Annotated in this window: 13 protein-coding genes; 2 read left to right on the top strand and 11 right to left on the bottom strand. The window is 67.7% G+C overall.

Features of this window, described 5'->3' with window-relative positions; genetic code table 11:
- The 4 genes from Q0937_RS06170 to Q0937_RS06155 form a co-directional block, all read right to left on the bottom strand.
- On the bottom strand, positions 1-662 hold a 662-nt coding region (locus tag Q0937_RS06170; RefSeq protein WP_299300923.1), incomplete at its 3' end, for a transposase.
- Between the two features lie 147 nt (positions 663-809).
- Positions 810-2,429: a competence protein CoiA family protein gene (locus tag Q0937_RS06165; protein ID WP_299300920.1), complete on the bottom strand. Its 1,620-nt coding sequence runs from the start codon at positions 2,427-2,429 to the stop codon at positions 810-812.
- Positions 2,430-2,619: 190 nt separating this feature from the next.
- Entirely contained in the window at positions 2,620-2,940 is a 321-nt protein-coding gene (locus Q0937_RS06160) for a type II toxin-antitoxin system RelE/ParE family toxin (protein WP_299300917.1), read from the bottom strand.
- Complete coding sequence (locus tag Q0937_RS06155) at positions 2,937-3,176, bottom strand: type II toxin-antitoxin system ParD family antitoxin (RefSeq protein ID WP_299300914.1); 240 nt, start codon at positions 3,174-3,176, stop codon at positions 2,937-2,939. The genes Q0937_RS06160 and Q0937_RS06155 overlap by 4 nt, the downstream gene beginning before the upstream one ends.
- Positions 3,177-3,759: 583 nt before the next feature.
- Between Q0937_RS06155 and Q0937_RS06150 the strand changes: the two genes are divergently transcribed.
- Positions 3,760-4,944: a Fic family protein gene (locus Q0937_RS06150; RefSeq protein WP_299300911.1), complete on the top strand. Its 1,185-nt coding sequence runs from the start codon at positions 3,760-3,762 to the stop codon at positions 4,942-4,944.
- Positions 4,945-5,025: 81 nt separating this feature from the next.
- Here Q0937_RS06150 and Q0937_RS06145 read toward each other — a convergent pair whose 3' ends face one another.
- Positions 5,026-5,301, bottom strand: coding sequence for a hypothetical protein (locus tag Q0937_RS06145; protein WP_299300908.1), 276 nt, complete (start codon positions 5,299-5,301; stop codon positions 5,026-5,028).
- 208 nt (positions 5,302-5,509) lie between these two features.
- Here Q0937_RS06145 and Q0937_RS06140 point away from each other — a divergent pair, with 208 nt between their 5' ends.
- Positions 5,510-8,950: a DEAD/DEAH box helicase gene (locus Q0937_RS06140; RefSeq protein ID WP_299300905.1), complete on the top strand. Its 3,441-nt coding sequence runs from the start codon at positions 5,510-5,512 to the stop codon at positions 8,948-8,950.
- Positions 8,951-9,216: 266 nt separating this feature from the next.
- Here the strand turns inward: Q0937_RS06140 and Q0937_RS06135 are convergent, their stop codons facing one another.
- From Q0937_RS06135 to Q0937_RS06110, 6 genes are all read right to left on the bottom strand, one after another.
- A complete protein-coding gene (locus Q0937_RS06135) occupies positions 9,217-10,155 on the bottom strand; it encodes a carbohydrate kinase (protein WP_299300902.1) in 939 nt (312 codons plus the stop codon).
- Positions 10,152-11,525 carry a glycoside hydrolase family 32 protein gene (locus Q0937_RS06130; protein WP_299300901.1) on the bottom strand — a complete coding sequence of 458 codons (1,374 nt, stop codon included), beginning with the start codon at positions 11,523-11,525 and terminating at the stop codon, positions 10,152-10,154. The genes Q0937_RS06135 and Q0937_RS06130 overlap by 4 nt, the downstream gene beginning before the upstream one ends.
- Positions 11,526-11,611: 86 nt before the next feature.
- A complete protein-coding gene (locus tag Q0937_RS06125) occupies positions 11,612-13,198 on the bottom strand; it encodes an extracellular solute-binding protein (RefSeq protein WP_299300898.1) in 1,587 nt (528 codons plus the stop codon).
- Positions 13,199-13,266: 68 nt separating this feature from the next.
- Positions 13,267-14,208, bottom strand: a complete 942-nt coding sequence (locus tag Q0937_RS06120; RefSeq protein WP_299300895.1) for a carbohydrate ABC transporter permease — start codon at positions 14,206-14,208, stop codon at positions 13,267-13,269.
- Positions 14,208-15,221 (bottom strand): sugar ABC transporter permease, encoded by a 1,014-nt coding sequence (locus tag Q0937_RS06115; protein ID WP_299300892.1) that lies wholly within the window; start codon positions 15,219-15,221, stop codon positions 14,208-14,210. Before Q0937_RS06115 ends, Q0937_RS06120 begins: the two co-directional genes overlap by 1 nt.
- A complete protein-coding gene (locus Q0937_RS06110) occupies positions 15,221-16,234 on the bottom strand; it encodes a LacI family DNA-binding transcriptional regulator (RefSeq protein WP_299300889.1) in 1,014 nt (337 codons plus the stop codon). Before Q0937_RS06110 ends, Q0937_RS06115 begins: the two co-directional genes overlap by 1 nt.
- Positions 16,235-16,268 lie beyond the last annotated feature (34 nt).

Genomic DNA, 16,268 nt, shown 5'->3' with positions numbered 1-16,268 from the left:
TCGCTGGTCGCGACCCGGATGCCGAGGACTTCGCGGTGGCCGTCGCCGTTGACGCCGGTGGCGAGCAGGACGACGGCGTTGATGACTCGTCCGCCCTCGCGGACCTTCATCGTCAGTGCGTCGGCGGAGACGAACGTGAACGGCCCGGCCTCGTCCAGGGGGCGGTGGCGGAACTGCTCGACGTGCTCGTCCAGATCGGCTGCCATGCGGCTGACCTGGGACTTCGAGAGGCTGTTGATGCCGAGGGTCTTGACGAGCTGGGGCCCCGGATGCGATGTGCGCGAAGCGTGCATCCGGGGAGCCATTCGGCGGGTGGAGACGCCGGCGAGGTAGCAGTCCGCGACCACGGTGATCAGGGCGGATTCGGCGCGTTTGCGGCGCTCGAGCAGCCACTCGGGGAAGTAGGTGCCGGTGCGGAGCTTGGGGACGGCGACGTCGATCGTGCCGACGCGGGTGTCGAGGTCGCGGTGGCGGTAGCCGTTGCGCTGAGCGACCCGCTCGGGGCTGGGTCGGCCGTATTCCGCGCCGGCGACCGCGTCAGCGTCCGCGGACAGCAGCTCGTTGATGATCCTTTGCAGCATCGTGCGCATCAGATCCGGGGAGGCTTCGGCCAGGGCTTCACCGAGCAGGCCGTGAGGGTCGACAATATGAGGAGCGGTCATCGTGATGACTCCGTTCGAGGATTCTGTGGAAGGTTGACTCGAAGGATCACACGGTGGCCGCGTCCTCGTCAGAGACGATCACGGGGCCACCGCGCTACACCACTATGTGGGACTCAACTCCTCATGGTGCTCAGGAGGCGAGCTCACTCACTCCGAGTGGCCGAACAGACGAGCGATCCACCCGAACACGCCTCGATGGTTCCGTCTCATGCTCTCGGATCCCTCCATGGCAGAGGCAGCAGGGGAATGTCGTTCGCGGGGCAGATCAGGAACTGATTCCTCGTCTGCCGGGGGAACGGGAGGATTGGGTCGCTGGGCCTCCTGAACGGGCGGTTCCGGGTCGCGATCCGCGTCGATATCGGCGCCGCCAGCGCTCTCCTCTGCATTCGCCTCGCCCGGGACTTCCCGCGACTGTTCCCCAGATGCCCGAGCGCCCCACATGGCGGGAACGAATGGCGCAGAGCTGGGAGGTGTCCAGTGCAGTGGTGCGACTTCCGGCCGGCCAGACCCGGCCTTCAATCTGATGAGTCCCTTCTTGCGTAGGGAGCGCACGAAGCGCTCCAATGTCCTCCAGTCCTCATTGGTGAGATTGGGACGGCTACCTGCGCTGGCCAGACTTCTCAGGGCGCGGCAGAGCTCTTTCCAGGACACCCATCCTTCAGCCTGATTGACGTGGCGGAGGATAAACGTCTTCCAGTGCTCGCATGTCACGTCCAGCGCTGCTGCGAGCTTCTCGTCGGCGACTCCCGTCGCGCCGAGCGATAGCGAGTAGTCAGGGCCGAACTCGCCGATCAACCAGTCCATGACCCACTCTTTTTCCGGTGAACGCTCCCACCTATCGCGAGTCTTTGCGACGAGCCTTTTCTGCTTCTCGGTGTGTTCACGCACTTCTTTTTCTCGAACCTCGCTCGCCGCTCGTTGAGCGATGCCTCGCCGCTCGCGGGCTTCGAGTAGCTTTCTGCAATGTGGTGTGAGGATTCCGTATCTGGAGTCCAAGGTGCATTCGTCGAGAGACGACAGTGACCAGAATGATGTGTTCTCGCCAGCTCGTAGGTACGGTCCATGCACATCCCGACCAGACCAAGTAGTCAGGATCTGGGATGGAGAGATTTGAGGCTTCTCGCTTTTGCTGGCCATCCCCGGGTTGATCCAGAGAGGGAACTGCCCTTTGCTGACGATCGCCCCGGCAAGCGCATCGAGTGCAATACCACTCTGGCGAACCCTTAGGTGAGGCGGGAGATGCCCGAGAATCCAAACTCGTGCATCGAAGTTCTGTTGAAGCTGCGTGTCCCGTGCCTCGTAGTCGTTCACGGACAGTGCTGAGTATTGGATCTCGATAGCGATCCTTCTTCCGTCGACCAAAGTGACCACGACGTCCGGGCGTCTGGAACGGTCGTCTGCAGTGACCTCCTGGTCCGCGTCGGCGACGTTGTCGTGTCGCTTCGCCCAGTAGACGATGTCCGCCTTCGCCATCTGGTGCCAGATGGACTCGGCCGCATGCTTTGAAGTACCCGGTGCGTGGGCAAACCCGGATCGCTTCGTCGTGCGGAAGTGCGCGAAAACCTCAGCGTCGCAGAACCTGACGGAGCATCGAAGGTTCTGGTGAGTCGCCTTGAACGAGGCCTTCTCGTCCTGCGAGGCCACTCGGTTCACTAGATCGCGCGGAAACTCGATGACGGCATCGTTGTCGTCTGCGTCCCGCGCGACGAGCATCATCGGTTCGCCTTGCTGGAAACGCTCTAGTTCTGCCTGGTGTTCGCTGAACATGGAGGTAGTCTCTCGCAGCCCTACGACACTCGGCGATGTCAGTAGCGGTGGGCGCGTTGTTCCGGGGATTCGCGTTCCGTGACTCCAGTAGCCCCCGCATACCTTGTCTCCCATGCGCGGTGGCAGACGTCTGCACCTACCTGAGTGCTTCTCGCACCCCTGTCAAGGTCCGATGAGCGGGCCGCGTGCGTCAGTCGCTCGAGAACCGCGAGGGGATGTCGCGCGAGGTATGCAGCACCCGGTGGACGCGGACAGCATCGGCGTCGTCGGTGTAGAAGGCCAGGTAGGGGAACCTCCGCAGAGCGATGGTGCGCATCTCGGGGATGCCCGTCTCCGAGGCGAGGCGGGTGGAGCCCAACTGTGGAAATCCGCTGATCAGGACCTTGGCATCCTCCAGGGCGTCGACGAAGGCCAACGCGGCCTCGGCGGCGCCCTCGTCGAGGTAGTGGTCAACGGCGGCCTCGATATCCTCATCGGCTCGCCTCGTGGTGACGACCCGGCGTGAGCTCATGCCGGGTCGGAGCCGTGGATGCGGTCACGCATCCGTGCGAAGTACGAGTCGTCCATCTCGGAGCCCGGCCCGGAGCTCATGCCGTCCACGAGCAGGGCGCGCAACGCGGTGCGCTCCTGCTCGCGCCGGATCAGGCTGCGGACAAACTCGCTGCTGGTCCCGTAGCCATGCTCATCAACTTGTGCCTCGACGAACTCCTTGAGCCCGTCGGGAAGGGACACATTCATCGTTGCCATGAGACCATCCTAGCCGTTATGGCAAACCTTGCCATGGTATGGACAGGTCGTCGGCAGCGTCGCGTACGTCGCGTACGTCGCGTACGTCGCGTACGTCGCGCGCCTGCGCGGGGAGCGGCGGTGGGCGGTACCGCTTCTTCTCCGAGCCCTGGGTGATCGGCACGGTGTGACCCTCGGGGTTCAGCTCGGTTTCCGGAGTGCGGACACGGGCCGCTGGCCGGCGGCACGGAGCAGGATCCCGCCGACTGGGTCCGCGCCTCACGGACCGCGATCGCTGCAGTGCTTCCTCCTGAGACAGAGATCGCCGCCCAGTGCCGCACGGGGCATCACCTTCGGGCCTGCCGGCCGCCTCGCCCACCTCCTCGGCGCTGGCCTGCGTTGTGACCTGACCACCGCCGCGGCGACGGGTCTGCTCGACGCTCGCACCCGCGACTGGTCACCCGCCGTCGCCCATGCCGCGGGGATCGACACCTCACTGCTGCCGCGACTGATCACCGCCGCTGCGCTGGAGCGGGGCCACCATCTCTCATCCAGGATCGGCTTCAGTTAACCTTAGATTGATAAAGTTAACTGAGGACGGGATATGGGTATCCATGGCACGTGGCTGAAAGGCCACCAGGCGCCCGACTACCGTGGCGCCACCGCCTCCGCCCGGCGAGGGGGCGTCTTCTCCTACTTCGTGCCTGCGAAGCTCGCCGGTCAGGACATCGGCGCTCTCCTCGACCGAGAGGTCCGCGAGGAGGCGCTGGAGGCCTCGGGCCTCGTCACCGCCGCCTCGGCGCAGGTCGATGAGGCGACTCGAACAGGGATATACCCCCTCCTCCTCCGCTCGGAGTCCATCGCCTCCTCCTGGATCGAGCGGGTCGCCGCCTCGGGGCGCGATGTCTCCTATGCCCAGCTCGGGGAACAGCAGGATCACCTGCGCAATCACGAGGCGCTGAGCGTGGCCCGCAACGTCCAGGCGACGCGCACCGCCATCGAGCAGCTCGCAGAGCGAGGCCTCTGGGGCGTCGACGACGTCGAGGAGATCCATCGTGCCCTCGGCGTGGTCGGAGCCGCCGAGGGGTTGCGAGCCGTCGACGTGTGGATCGGCGGGCGGGACAGGCTCCGAGCCGACTATGTCGCCCCGCCTCCGGGCCTGGTCCCCGCCCTCGTCGAGGATCTCCTGGACTGGCTGAACGGCTCGGGAGAGCATCCTCTGCTGCTCGCCGCCATCGCGCATCTGCAGTTCGAATCCATCCACCCGTTCGAGGACGGCAACGGGCGCGCCGGCAGGGCGCTGGTCCATGCCGTTCTCGAGCGCGGGGGAGTGGTGCGTTCGGGCCTCCTCCCGGTCTCCACGGCGATCCGCGTGCGGGAACGGGAGTACGTGCAGCGTCTCAGCGCCGTCCGTACCGATCAGCCGGAGGACGCCGTCGAGGCGCTGAACGCATGGGTGGCGTTCTTCGTGGCGATATCAGGCGAGGCGTGCGAGCGGATGGAGCGCATCCAGGATGCGGTCCGGCTGCTCGACGCGACCCTCGCTGAGAAGGCGGCCGGTCTGCGTGCCGACTCGTCTGCACGTCGCATCCTCCCGATCTTGCGGGAGCAGCCGGTCATCACCGCGAAGTTCGTCGCCGAGCGGCTCGGCGTCTCCCGCGTCGCTGCGCACCGGACGGTGGACACCCTGGCCGCGCGGGGAATCCTCGTGCCGGGCACGGGGAGGTACCGGCGGTCGGAGGTCTTCCAGGCGGATGACGTGCTCCGGGTGATCGACGACGCGAGCTGACTCGCGCCGAGCACATCGCGATCAGACCTCGGGCCCGAGCTGCCCCTCTGCAGCTCCCCTTCGTGCCGGCCCTGCCGCGCCTCACCGCCCGGCGTAGACCGCCGAGAGGACGGCCGTCGACTCGGGCTCGCCCTTGTCCGTCGAGCGCTGCACCGTCCAGGTCTCGCCGTGTTCGAAGGTGTCGGCGATGTCCTCGGTGGTCAGCAGCTCGGAGCCGTCATCGCAGCGGTACCAGCTGAACATGCCGTCCCAGTGCTGGTCGTGGTCGTGGGAGATCGTCGTGCACGTGCTCCTCGGCGTGATCGGGCGCTGAACGATGCGGGGGACGAGATGAGCTGAACGACTCTGAGCAGGCATGAGGACCACTCCGGTGGCGGGTGCTGGCGAACCCGACGAAGATCCTTCGATCGTGGGCCCGGCACCGGACAGGGACCGGATCCTCCGGCTCGCACCACCGACCGGCCCCGGACCGGAATGCGGAGCCTTCGCGGGGTGACGAGCGTGTCCCACCGAGCACAGTGAACATGGCTGCTCCGATGCTCGCCCTCCGTGCCACCATGCTGCTATGAGCGCTGAGTCCTCCATGCCGTACGTGAGCGAGCAGGACATCATCCGCTTCGCCGGAACGACCGCCGCCCAGCGGGGCAAGCGCTACAGCCGCTCGGGCGCCGTCGGGAGGGTGGCCTGGGAGGAGTCCGCCACCTCCACCCGGGCGGGCACGCTCACCCTGGAGGGCGAGGTGCGCGGGACCCGCGCTCAGCCGTACCGCACCCAGGTCACCCTGCGGGAGAACCGCGCTCGGACCGCAGCGGCGGGCCCCTCGACAGCGCTGGGGCTGACGGCCCGAGAGCCGGTCCACTCGTGGTGCACGTGCCCGGTGGGCACGGCCTGCAAGCACGCCGCGGCTCTCATGTACACCGTGACCACCGAGGCGATGCGCAGTGGGCTGCTGCGCGCTTCCGACGACGGTCTCGGCGACGCTCTCGACCAAGCAGCCCGTGCACCGCGATCCCGCGAGATCTCGCCGCCACCATCCCCTGCACCGTGGCGCCGCACCCTGGCACCGCTGATCGATGTCGCCGCGAGCCGTGAGACCACGGCGTTGGCGCTCGGGGTCGAGCTCCGGGCCGGCGCGCGCGGGCACGCTGTCTCGCGGTACTCCTCGGTCCCCGCGACGACCGCGAGTGTGGAGAAGGGGGCACTGCTCAGTGTCGGGCTGCTGCCCCTGCGCGCGGGGACCGCGAAGCCATGGATCAAAGGCGGCCTGTCCTGGAGGGCGTTCCAGTACTCGACCTCCCAGTACCCGACAGCCCACTCCGAGTTCCCCGCGGAGCACGCCGAGCTGCTGGGCCGGCTCGCGCGGGCGGCAGCCCTCGACCAGCCGTACGGCGGCTACTCCGACGAGCGGCTGCTCCTGGACGATCTGCGCTCCCGCGACGGCTGGGAGCTGCTGGGTCAGGCAGTCCGCGCAGGTGTTCCGCTGGTCGGCATGGGCATCATCGCGGAGGTCACCTGGCAGGACCCGGCCCACGTGCACCTCGAGGTCCAGGCCGACGGCGGTGATCTCCTCGTCTCCGCGATCGCCGAGATCGACGGCGTGCCGCGCACCGATCTGCGCCCCGCCGGCCCTGGCGGGTTCATCGACGTCAGGACGGCTCCCCGCGCCACCAGCGTGCAGGTGGTGCTCCATCCCGCCGCGAAGCCCATGCCCGAGACCGTGCGCCGGCTGCTGGAGCACGAGGACACGCTGCGGATCCCGGCACCCGATGCCGAGGAGTTCCTCCGCGACGTCGCCCCGCAGCTCCGCTCCGTCATCGAGGTGACCAGCACGGACGCCTCGGTCGAGTTCCCAGAGCCGGCCCGGGCGCGGCTCGAGCTGGAGGTGCGGCACCTGCCCGAGGACCGGGCCGAGCTGCACTGGGCGTGGGCCTACGATGCTCCCCGCCGAAGAGTCCCCCTCGGCCGCGAGCTGAGCGGGCCGCGCGATGCCGTCCATGAGGGCGCGGTGCTGGAGTCCGTGCGCGAGCACTGGGAGGACGCGGCCGCCCGGGCCGAGCAGCAGCTCGCCGGTGTCGATGCCGCTGCCTTCGTCGACCAGGTGCTGCCTGCGCTGCAGACGCTCGAGCACGTCGACGTCCGCGAGATCGGCACCCGACCGCGCTACGCCGAGCTGCGGGGAGATCCGTCGCTGCGCATCTCCCAGACGGAATCCACGGACCCGCAGGACAACGACTGGTTCGACCTCGGGTTCGAGGTCACCATCGGCGGCCACCCGGTGCCCTTCACCGCTGTCTTCACCGCCCTGACCCGGGAGGAGCCCTCCGTGCTGCTTCCCGACGGCACCTACTTCCGGCTGGACCATCCCACCTTCGACCGGCTCCGGACGCTGATCCAGGAGGCCGGGACGATGGACGACTGGGAGCCCGACTCCCAGCGCATCAGCCGGTACCAGGTGAGCCTGTGGGACGAGCTCGAGGACCTCGCCGACGAAGCACTCGACACCATGGCGTGGCGCGAGAGCGTCGGCGCCCTCAAAGCCCTCGAGCAGATCCCGGTGCCGGAAGTGCCGGCAGGACTGCAGGCGACGCTGCGCCCCTACCAGCACGAGGGTTTCGCGTGGCTGTCCTTCCTCTACGACCACCATCTGGGCGGGATCCTCGCCGACGACATGGGACTGGGCAAGACCCTGCAGACCCTCGCCCTGATCATGCGCGCCCGCACCCTCCGCCCTGACGCGCCGCCGTTCCTGGTCATCGCGCCCTCCTCGGTGCTGTCGGTGTGGAAGTCCGAGGCCGAACGGTTCGCCCCGCAGCTGGACGTGCGCATCCTGGACTCGACCACCGCTCGACGCGGCAGCACGGTCGCCGAGGCCGCAGCCGGCGCGGACATCGTCGTCACCAGCTACACCCTGCTGCGGATCAACGAGGAGGACTGCACCGCCCCGGACTGGGACGGCCTGATCCTGGACGAGGCGCAGTTCGTCAAGAACCGCGCGACCAAGGCGCACCGGGCTGCCCGCCGCATCCGCGCCCCGTTCCGCCTGGCGATCACCGGCACCCCGATGGAGAACTCGCTCTCGGACGTCTGGGCGATCCTGTCCCTCACCGCGCAGGGCCTGTTCCCCTCCTGGCAGCGCTTCCGGCAGGAATACCTCACGCCCATCGAGCGTGCCGAGGCCGGTGAGGAGGGGCGCCGGCTTTCCGAGGAACGCATGGGCCGGCTCCGGCGACGGATCCGCCCGTTCACGCTGCGCCGCGGCAAGGACGCGGTGGCGTCGGACCTGCCCCCGAAGCAGGAGCAGGTGGTGAGGGTCCCCCTGCAGCCCGCCCATCGGCGTCTGTATGATCGCGTGCTGCAGCGCGAACGGCAGAAGATGCTGCGCCTGCTGGAGGACATGGACCGGAACCGGTTCGTCGTGTTCCGCTCCCTCACACTGCTGCGGATGCTGGCTCTGGACCCGGCGATCGTCGCCGAGGAGCACGCGAAGGTGCCCTCCTCGAAGCTGGACGCGCTGCTGGAGCACCTCGACGAGATCCTGGCCGAGCAGCACCGGGTGATCATCTTCAGCCAGTTCACCTCGCACCTGGCGCGAGTGGGCCAGGCACTCGAGGACCGGGGCGTGCGCTACGCCTACCTCGACGGCTCCACCCGAGATCGCGCCGGCGTGATCGACTCCTTCCGCAGCGGCGACCAGCCGGCGTTCCTGATCAGTCTGAAGGCCGGCGGGTTCGGCCTCACCCTCACCGAGGCCGACTACGTGTTCCTGCTGGATCCCTGGTGGAACCCCGCCGCGGAGGCACAGGCGGTCGACCGTGCCCACCGCATCGGGCAGACGCGCAGCGTCATGGTGTACCGCATGGTCGCCGAGAACACCATCGAGGAGAAGGTGCTGGCCCTGCAGGAGCGCAAGGCCGCGTTGTTCAATGCGCTGACCGATGGGGACCAGGCCTTCAACGGCACCCTCACCGCTGACGACGTGCGGGAGCTGCTCGCCGGCGAGGGGTGAACGCTGCAGTGCACCGGCGGACGCAATGGACTGACCATGACGCCATGCTGGACGCGGATTCCGACTGTCTCCGCGAGCCTCAGGGACCGGTCGGTCGCGCGATCGCCGATGATTCGGCGGGGGTGATGGAGGATGCGGGCCCGTCACCATGACTCCTCGTCCGATCATGGATGCTGGGCCTGGCAGGTCCCCGGGTTCGCCCTCCCCGTCACTCTGGACGGAGGTATCGGGCAGGACTTCCGGACGGGGTTCGAGCGGCCCTGGCGTCAGAAGTCGGCGATCACGTCCACCCCCGGCCCCACGCCCAGGTCCGCCGCAAACGGCGGCTGCGCCCCGCGCCGCCCCACCGTGATCGCGGCACTGCGCAGCGCAGTCGCAGCCCAGGCCTCCGCGGCTTCCCGGGGGATGTCACCGGAGCGGAGCGCCTGGTCGCCGTCGGCGGTGAGGATCGCGTAGAGCAGGCCTGACATGAAGGCGTCGCCCGCCCCGATGGTGTCGGCCACGGTGACCGGCATCGCCGGGATCTCGGAGGTCCAGCGAGGAGTGCTGAGCGTGCAGCCCTGGGCGCCTCGGGTCACGATGAACAGAGCCACTCCGGACTCGTGCATTCGGGCCGCGACATCGCCGAAGGGTTCCGCGGGGTACAGCCACTCGAGATCCTCATCGCTCATCTTGACCAGATGCGCGAGGCCAGCGATGCGCTCGACCCGTCGGCGCACTTCGTCCCGGGGCAGGCCGAGCGTCGGGCGGACGTTCGGGTCGAAGGAGATCAGGGTGCCCGGGTGCGCGGCGGCGAGTGCTGATTCCACGGCCCCTGCTCCGGGCTCGATCGCCGTGGCCAGGGAGCCGGTGTGGACGAGCCGTACGGGCTCGAGCTGGATCTCCCCGGGGTTCCAGTCGATGTCGAAACGGTAGGTCGCCGCGCCGTCCGGGCCGATTTGTGCTTCGGCGGTCGACGTCCGGGTCGGGGGCTCAGCACCGCCCGCGCGCAGCATCACCCCCGACTGCTCGAGATGAACACGCAGGGAATCGCCGTTCGCGTCGGACCCCAGGCAGCTGAGCAGCTCGGTGGGGACTCCGAGCCGTGCGAGGCCCACGGCGACGTTCGCGGGGCTGCCCCCGGGTCGGGAGCGCACGGTGCCGTCCGCCTCGCGGACGATGTCGGTCAGAGCCTCCCCGATGACGAGAGCGGCAGTCGTGCTCATGCAGCGGGCTCGGTGAAGACGGTGACCGTCCGGGCGCCCGGGAAGATCTGCTGGGAGATCAGAGCGCGGCCGCCGTCCAGCTCCAGGTCCACGCAGGAGCGGTCGACGACGAGGTCGAAGGAGATCGAGTCACCGGCCCTCGCGGGGGCGTAGGGCAGGGAGTGCGTGTGCTCCGGGGCGAACGGCTCCTGATGCGCGCTGCTCCGATCCAGGGAGACGCGCCCTGTGGAGTCGACGGCGAGGACGAGGTCCCGGTCTCGCCCGCCGTCGCCGAAACGGAGCACGAGCCGGTGCGCGGACCCGGTGGCGAGCACGCCGCGCAGCCTGAACGGCTCCTCCGCATCGAGCTCCGCGAGCACGGCGGAAGTCGCCGGCACCTCGAGATCGAGAGTCCGGATCTCCTCGGGGGTGACGAGGTGCTGGATCACCTGGAGGCTGCCGTCGGAGGCGGGTTCCAGATGGAGCGTGCGGGGAAGGGTCATCGCGGAGCGCCACGGTGCCGTCGGGGTCTGCTCGGCGTAGGCCCAGTTGTTCATCCAGCCCAGCAGCACGGGATCACCGTCGACGCCGGAGAAGGAGACGGCCGCATAGCAGTCCGGGCCGAGGTCCAGCGGCTGCGGGGGTGCGTCGGCCGTGAAGCGGCGACCATCGAAGTGCCCCACCAGGGTGTAGGTCCCGGAGCCGCCGGCCGGGCCGCCGGGGTTGGTGCTGAGCACGAGGACCCACGAGTCCTCGCCGCCTCCGGGAGTCGGTACCCGCAGCAGGTCGGGGCATTCCCAGATGCCGCCGTCCAGGCCCGGGTGGGTGAACACGGAGGCCGACTCCCACGCCAGCAGATCATCGGACACATGGACGTGGACGCTGTGGTCGAGGGCCTCGACGGTGACCATGACCCAGCGGCCGCTCTCGCGGTGGAAGAACACCTTCGGGTCGCGGAAGTTCTCCGAGTCGCGCGTGAGAACGGGGTTGTCGGCGTAGAAGGTCCACGTCGCACCGCCGTCCTGGGAGAAGGCGATCGACTGGGCCTGGATGCCGGGCGTGGTGGGATGGGACGGCGTGAAGGCGCTCGTGTAGAACGCGACGAGCGGTCCGTCGCCGCCTGACGTACCCAGGCCCGAGGTGTTCTTCGCGTCGTGGACGATGCTCCCGGAGAAGATCAGCTCCGTGTCGGAGAAGGGGAGCGCGACGGGCAGGTTGGTCCAGGTCGCCAGATCGTCCGACACGGCGTGGCCCCAGGACATGTTGCCCCAGGTGCTGCCGAGCGGATTGTTCTGGAAGAAGGCATGCCATGCGCCGTCGTGCCGGATGAGGCCGTTGGGGTCGTTCATCCAGGTGGCCTCGGCCGTCAGATGGAACCTGGGGCGGTGCACGTCAGTGAGAACAACGGGCGGGGAAGTCGAATTCATGATCTCTCTCGATGAAATGGAGGGGTCGGTGGTGAACGGGCGCCGGGTAGTCAGGCGTTCTCGGAGAAGCGGTCGTAGGCGGTCTGGTAGACCTCGACGACCTCGGGGAGGCCGATCGTGTCCAGCTGGGCGACGTAGCCGTCCCACTCCTCCTCGATGCCGCCCTTGACGACCCAGGTCGCGATCTTCTCGGTGACCAGAGTCGAGATATCGGCCTCGATGGTGCTGATCCGGTCCAGCTCCTCGACCGACAGCATGACCGGCGGGTACTTCTCGTTGGCGCGGTGGGGCTCAAAGAACTCCGCGATCTGGGCCTGCCGCTCCGCGGCGCGGGGCTCGGCCAGCACCACCGTCTCGAAGTCCTTCGCGGTGATGATCTTCGGCCCACCGGGGGCGCACTTCACCCGGCGCTCTTGCTCGGTCTCGCCCTCACCCACGGGGATCTGCTCGAGCATGCCGTCGGCGTTCAGCTGCTGGGAGACGCCGATCGGGCCCCAGTTGGCCTGCGCGCTCATGACCGGATCGAAGAGCATGTCCGCCCAGCGCAAGGTCGCCGCGGCGTACTCGTTGGTGCGGGTGATCGCGAACGCGCCGCGGTTGATCTCCTGGTTGTTGGCGACGCAGGCGCGCTGGACACCGTCGGGGCCCGGGAAGATCGGCACGATGGCGTACTGGTCCGCGCGCTCCGGGCCCACGACCTCCGGGATCTCCCAGAAGTAGAACGAGCCCAGGGTCTGCGGATCCGCCTTGCCCTTGGAGACGAACTTGACGTAGTCCTGGGAGAACGACTCCTGGTCGATGAGCCCCTCGCCGTACCAGGTGTGCAGCTCGGCGATCGCATCGCGGAAGCCGTCCTTGTTCGCGGTGTAGACGACCTTCCCATCCTCCACGATGCGGTGGTCGGCGTTGTCGGGCTGCCCACCGATCGCGGCGATCAGGTCGGCGATGGCGCCGGTGTCGAGGAAGGACAGCGGGAGGGTGCCGGCCGGCCCGTTCTCCTTGAAGGCGAGGAGCACCTGATGGTATTCCTCGACGGTCGTGGGCATCTCCAGCCCGAACTCCTCGAGCCAGTCGGTGTTCAGGAAGAGCATGCTGGGGAACTCGACCAGGCCCATCTCCTCGACCGACGGCAGGGTGTAGATGTGCCCGTCCGACGCGGTGATCGCGGCTTTGATGTCCGGGCGCTCTGCCAGGATCCCCGCGAGGGTGGGAGCGTGCTCCTCGATCAGGTCCTCGAGGGCGATCAGGGTGCCGTTGGCGCCGTACTTGGCGACCTCCGCATCGGAGAGCCCGGAGTTGAACAGGGCGTCCGGGAGTTCGCCGCTGGCCAGCAGCAGGTTCTTCTTCTCCCCCCAGACCTCGTCGGGCTCGTTGTTCCAGGTGATCTCGATGCCGGAGTCGGCCTTCCAGGTCTTGACCAGCTCCATCGCCTCGTAGTCCGGTGCGAGCGGAGACTTTGCGCCGCCGAAGGCGAGAGTCAGCTCTTCGGTCACGATCGGCAGGCCCGAGTCGGTCAGGCCGGCCTCGGAGGAGAGGTCCTCGGTGGTGCGCTCCGAGGGCCGGGAGCAACCGGAGATCCCCAGCATCGTGACGCCGAGGGCGGTGGCGGACAGGGTGAAATGACGGCGAGAAAGCATGGCGGTACTCCTTCGTAACGGTGATGCAGTGTGAATGGGGAGGTATGGCTGGGGAAGCGTGGGGAGTGTCAGCTCTTCAGGGCGCCGAGGGTGGCGCCCTTGATGAAGTGGCGCTGGAGGAAGGGGAAGGCGATGAGGAGGGGGATCGTGGAGACGACGATCATCGAGTACTTGAGCAGCTCGCCCATCTTCTGCGCGGCGGCGGTGCTGTCCATCGAGGCCATGTCCATTCCGGAGGCGGAGGCCTGGGATTGGATGAGCACATTTCGGAGGATGAGCTGCAGCGGGTACTTCGATTCGTCGTTCAGATAGATCATCGCGTCGAAGAACGCATTCCAGTTCGCGACGAGATGGATCATCACCATCAGGACGATGAGCGGCTTGGACAGCGGGATCGCGATCCCGAAGAAGAAGCGGAAGTCGGAGGCGCCGTCGAGCTGCGCGGCCTCCCGCAGCTCGGGGGAGAGGTTCTGCTGGAGGAACGTGCGGGCGATGATCAGGTTCCAGACCCCGACGGCTCCCGGCAGCACCACGGCCCACATGGTGTTGAGCATGCCCAGCTCCTTGACCACGAGGTAGCGGGCGATCATGCCGCCGTCGAAGAACATCGTGATGACGAACAGGATCATGAACAGGTTGCGCCCGGGCATGTCCTTCCTGCTCAGCGCGTAGGCGCCGGTGAGGATCATGGTCACGCTGAGCGCGGTGCCCACCACGGTGTAGAGCACGGAGTTCGCGAACCCGCGCACGATCGTCGAGGTGTCAAAGATGGTCAGGTAGCCGTCGAAGGTGATGCCCCGGGGGAAGAGGATGACCTTCCCCTGCTGCACCAGGTTCGGATCGGAGATCGAGGCGATCACGATGAAGTAGAGCGGGTAGACGATCAGGACGATCGCCACGGCGATCAGGCCGTAGGTGACGAGACCGAACAGGGGATCGGCCATGCGCCGGTGGAAGGGTTCCCGGCGCAGGGAGTTCTTCGTGGGGGACAGGGTGCTCGACATGTTCATCACCACAGGCTCGATTGGTTGGCCTTCTTCGCGACCCAGTTGAAGGTCAGCAGAAGAAGAAGATTGAGGACGGAGTTGAAGAGCCCGATAGCTGCGGAATAGCTGAACTGGGCGTTCTGCAGACCGGTCTTGTACACGTAGGTGTTGATGACCTCGGACGTGGGGAGGTTGAGATCCGTCTGCATGAGATAGACCTTCTCGAACCCGAGGTTGAAGATGTTCCCCACCGCGAGGATGAACAGGATCGTGATCACCGGCAGGATGCCGGGAACATCGATGTGGCGGATCCGCTGAAAGCGGTTCGCCCCGTCCATCCGGGCGGCCTCGTGCAGCGACGGATCGATGGCCGTCAGCGCCGCGAGGTAGATGATCATCGAGAAGCCGGCGTTCTGCCAGATGTCGGACCCGATGTAGAGGGGACGGAACCATTCGGGAGATCCCATGAAGAAGATCGGGTCGCCGCCCAGCAGCGAGATCCCGTGGTTGACCATGCCGGAGCTGGGGGAGAACAGCAGATGGATCATGCCCACGATCACCACCACCGAGATGAACGACGGGGCGTAGAGGATCGTCTGCGTCATCCGCTTGAACCGCTCGCTGGGCAGCTGGTTCACGATGAGCGCGAGGATGATGGGGACGGGGAACGCCACCAGCAGCCCGACGGTGTTGATCGTCAGGGTGTTCGCGACGAGCCGCTCGAACTGGAACGAGGTCACGAAGGCGACGAAGTGATCCAGCCCCACCCAGGGGCTCCAGAAGAAGCCGTCGACGGGGTTGTAGTCGCGGAAGGCGATCTGGGCCCCGTACATCGGCCAGTACTTGAACACGACGAGATAGATCAGAGCCGGAGCTAGTAATACGTATAACTGCCAGGCATGGAAGATGCGAAGGAGCAGGCGCCGTCTCGCGCGCGGGGGAGGCGGCTCGGGCGGCGAAGCGGTGGCCGCGGTGCCCTGGTCAGCAGCGACCAGGAGTGCGGTTCCGACATCGGGGGCGGTGGGCGAATGCGACATCATCGTCCTTTCGGCGGGGCAACGGACTTGCGGGGGATGACGGGACAGTGGACCAGATGGACCTCTGCCGGAGCGTCGGCGTCGAGGATCAGGGCGGCCGCACGCTCGCCCATCTCGGCGAAGGGCAGGCGCACAGTGGTCAGCGGCGGATGGAAGAAGTCACGCAGCAGATCCTGGTCGTCGAAGCCCACGATCGAGACGTCCTCGGGAACTCGGAGGTGGAGCTCGGCCAGGGCCTGATAGGCGCCGAGGGCGCTGCGGTCGTTCCCGCAGAAGATGGCCGTCGGGGGCGTGGCGAGGCTCATCAGGTGCCTGACGGCCTCGAAGCCGGAGCGCTGGATGCCTTCGCCCCGGTAGGCGAGCGCCGGATCGGGCTCGATGCCCGCCTCGGACAGCGCTCGTTCATATCCTTCGCGGCGCCCGCGAGCCGCCGGCAGCACGTCGTGGATGTTGATCATCGCGATGCGGGTGTGCCCGGCGTCGAGCAGCACCTTCGTCGCCTCGTAGCCACCGGTGACCTCGTCCGGAGTGACGCTCGGGACTCTGCCCGCGAGGTCTCGGGCGTTCAGGCAGACCACGCGCGTGATGAGGGCGGCTGCCGGAATCTCCACCTCACGGTGGTACATGGCGGTGTAGATGACCCCGCGGACCCGGTGCGAGAGCATCGTCTCGACCGCCGCGCGCTCGAGAGCGTCATCGCCACCCGTGTCGATGGTCATCAGCATGTGGCGGTCCTGCCAGGCGCGGTCCTGGGCGCCCTTGATCAGCATGCCCGAGAAGGGGGCGGTGGCGACCTCGTCGCCGACCAGCCCGATGATCTCGGCCACCCCTGTCTTGAGGCTCTTCGCCTGAAGATTGGGGCGATAGTCGAGCTCCGAGGCGGCATCCCGCACCCGCTGGGCGGTGGTCTCCGACGCGCGTCCCGAGTACGAGCCGCTGAGCACGATGGACACCACGGCCTGGGAGACGCCGGCGACTGCGGCGACGTCGTGCATGGTCGGGCGCTGGGCCATGGTTCCTGCCTCCGGATCTCGTCGGTCGGCGCCC

The organism is uncultured Brachybacterium sp. (assembly GCF_947500705.1).
Classification (GTDB): domain Bacteria; phylum Actinomycetota; class Actinomycetes; order Actinomycetales; family Dermabacteraceae; genus Brachybacterium.
Note: the sequence above shows the minus strand (reverse complement) of the source record. Positions and strands in the feature narration are given on the sequence as shown.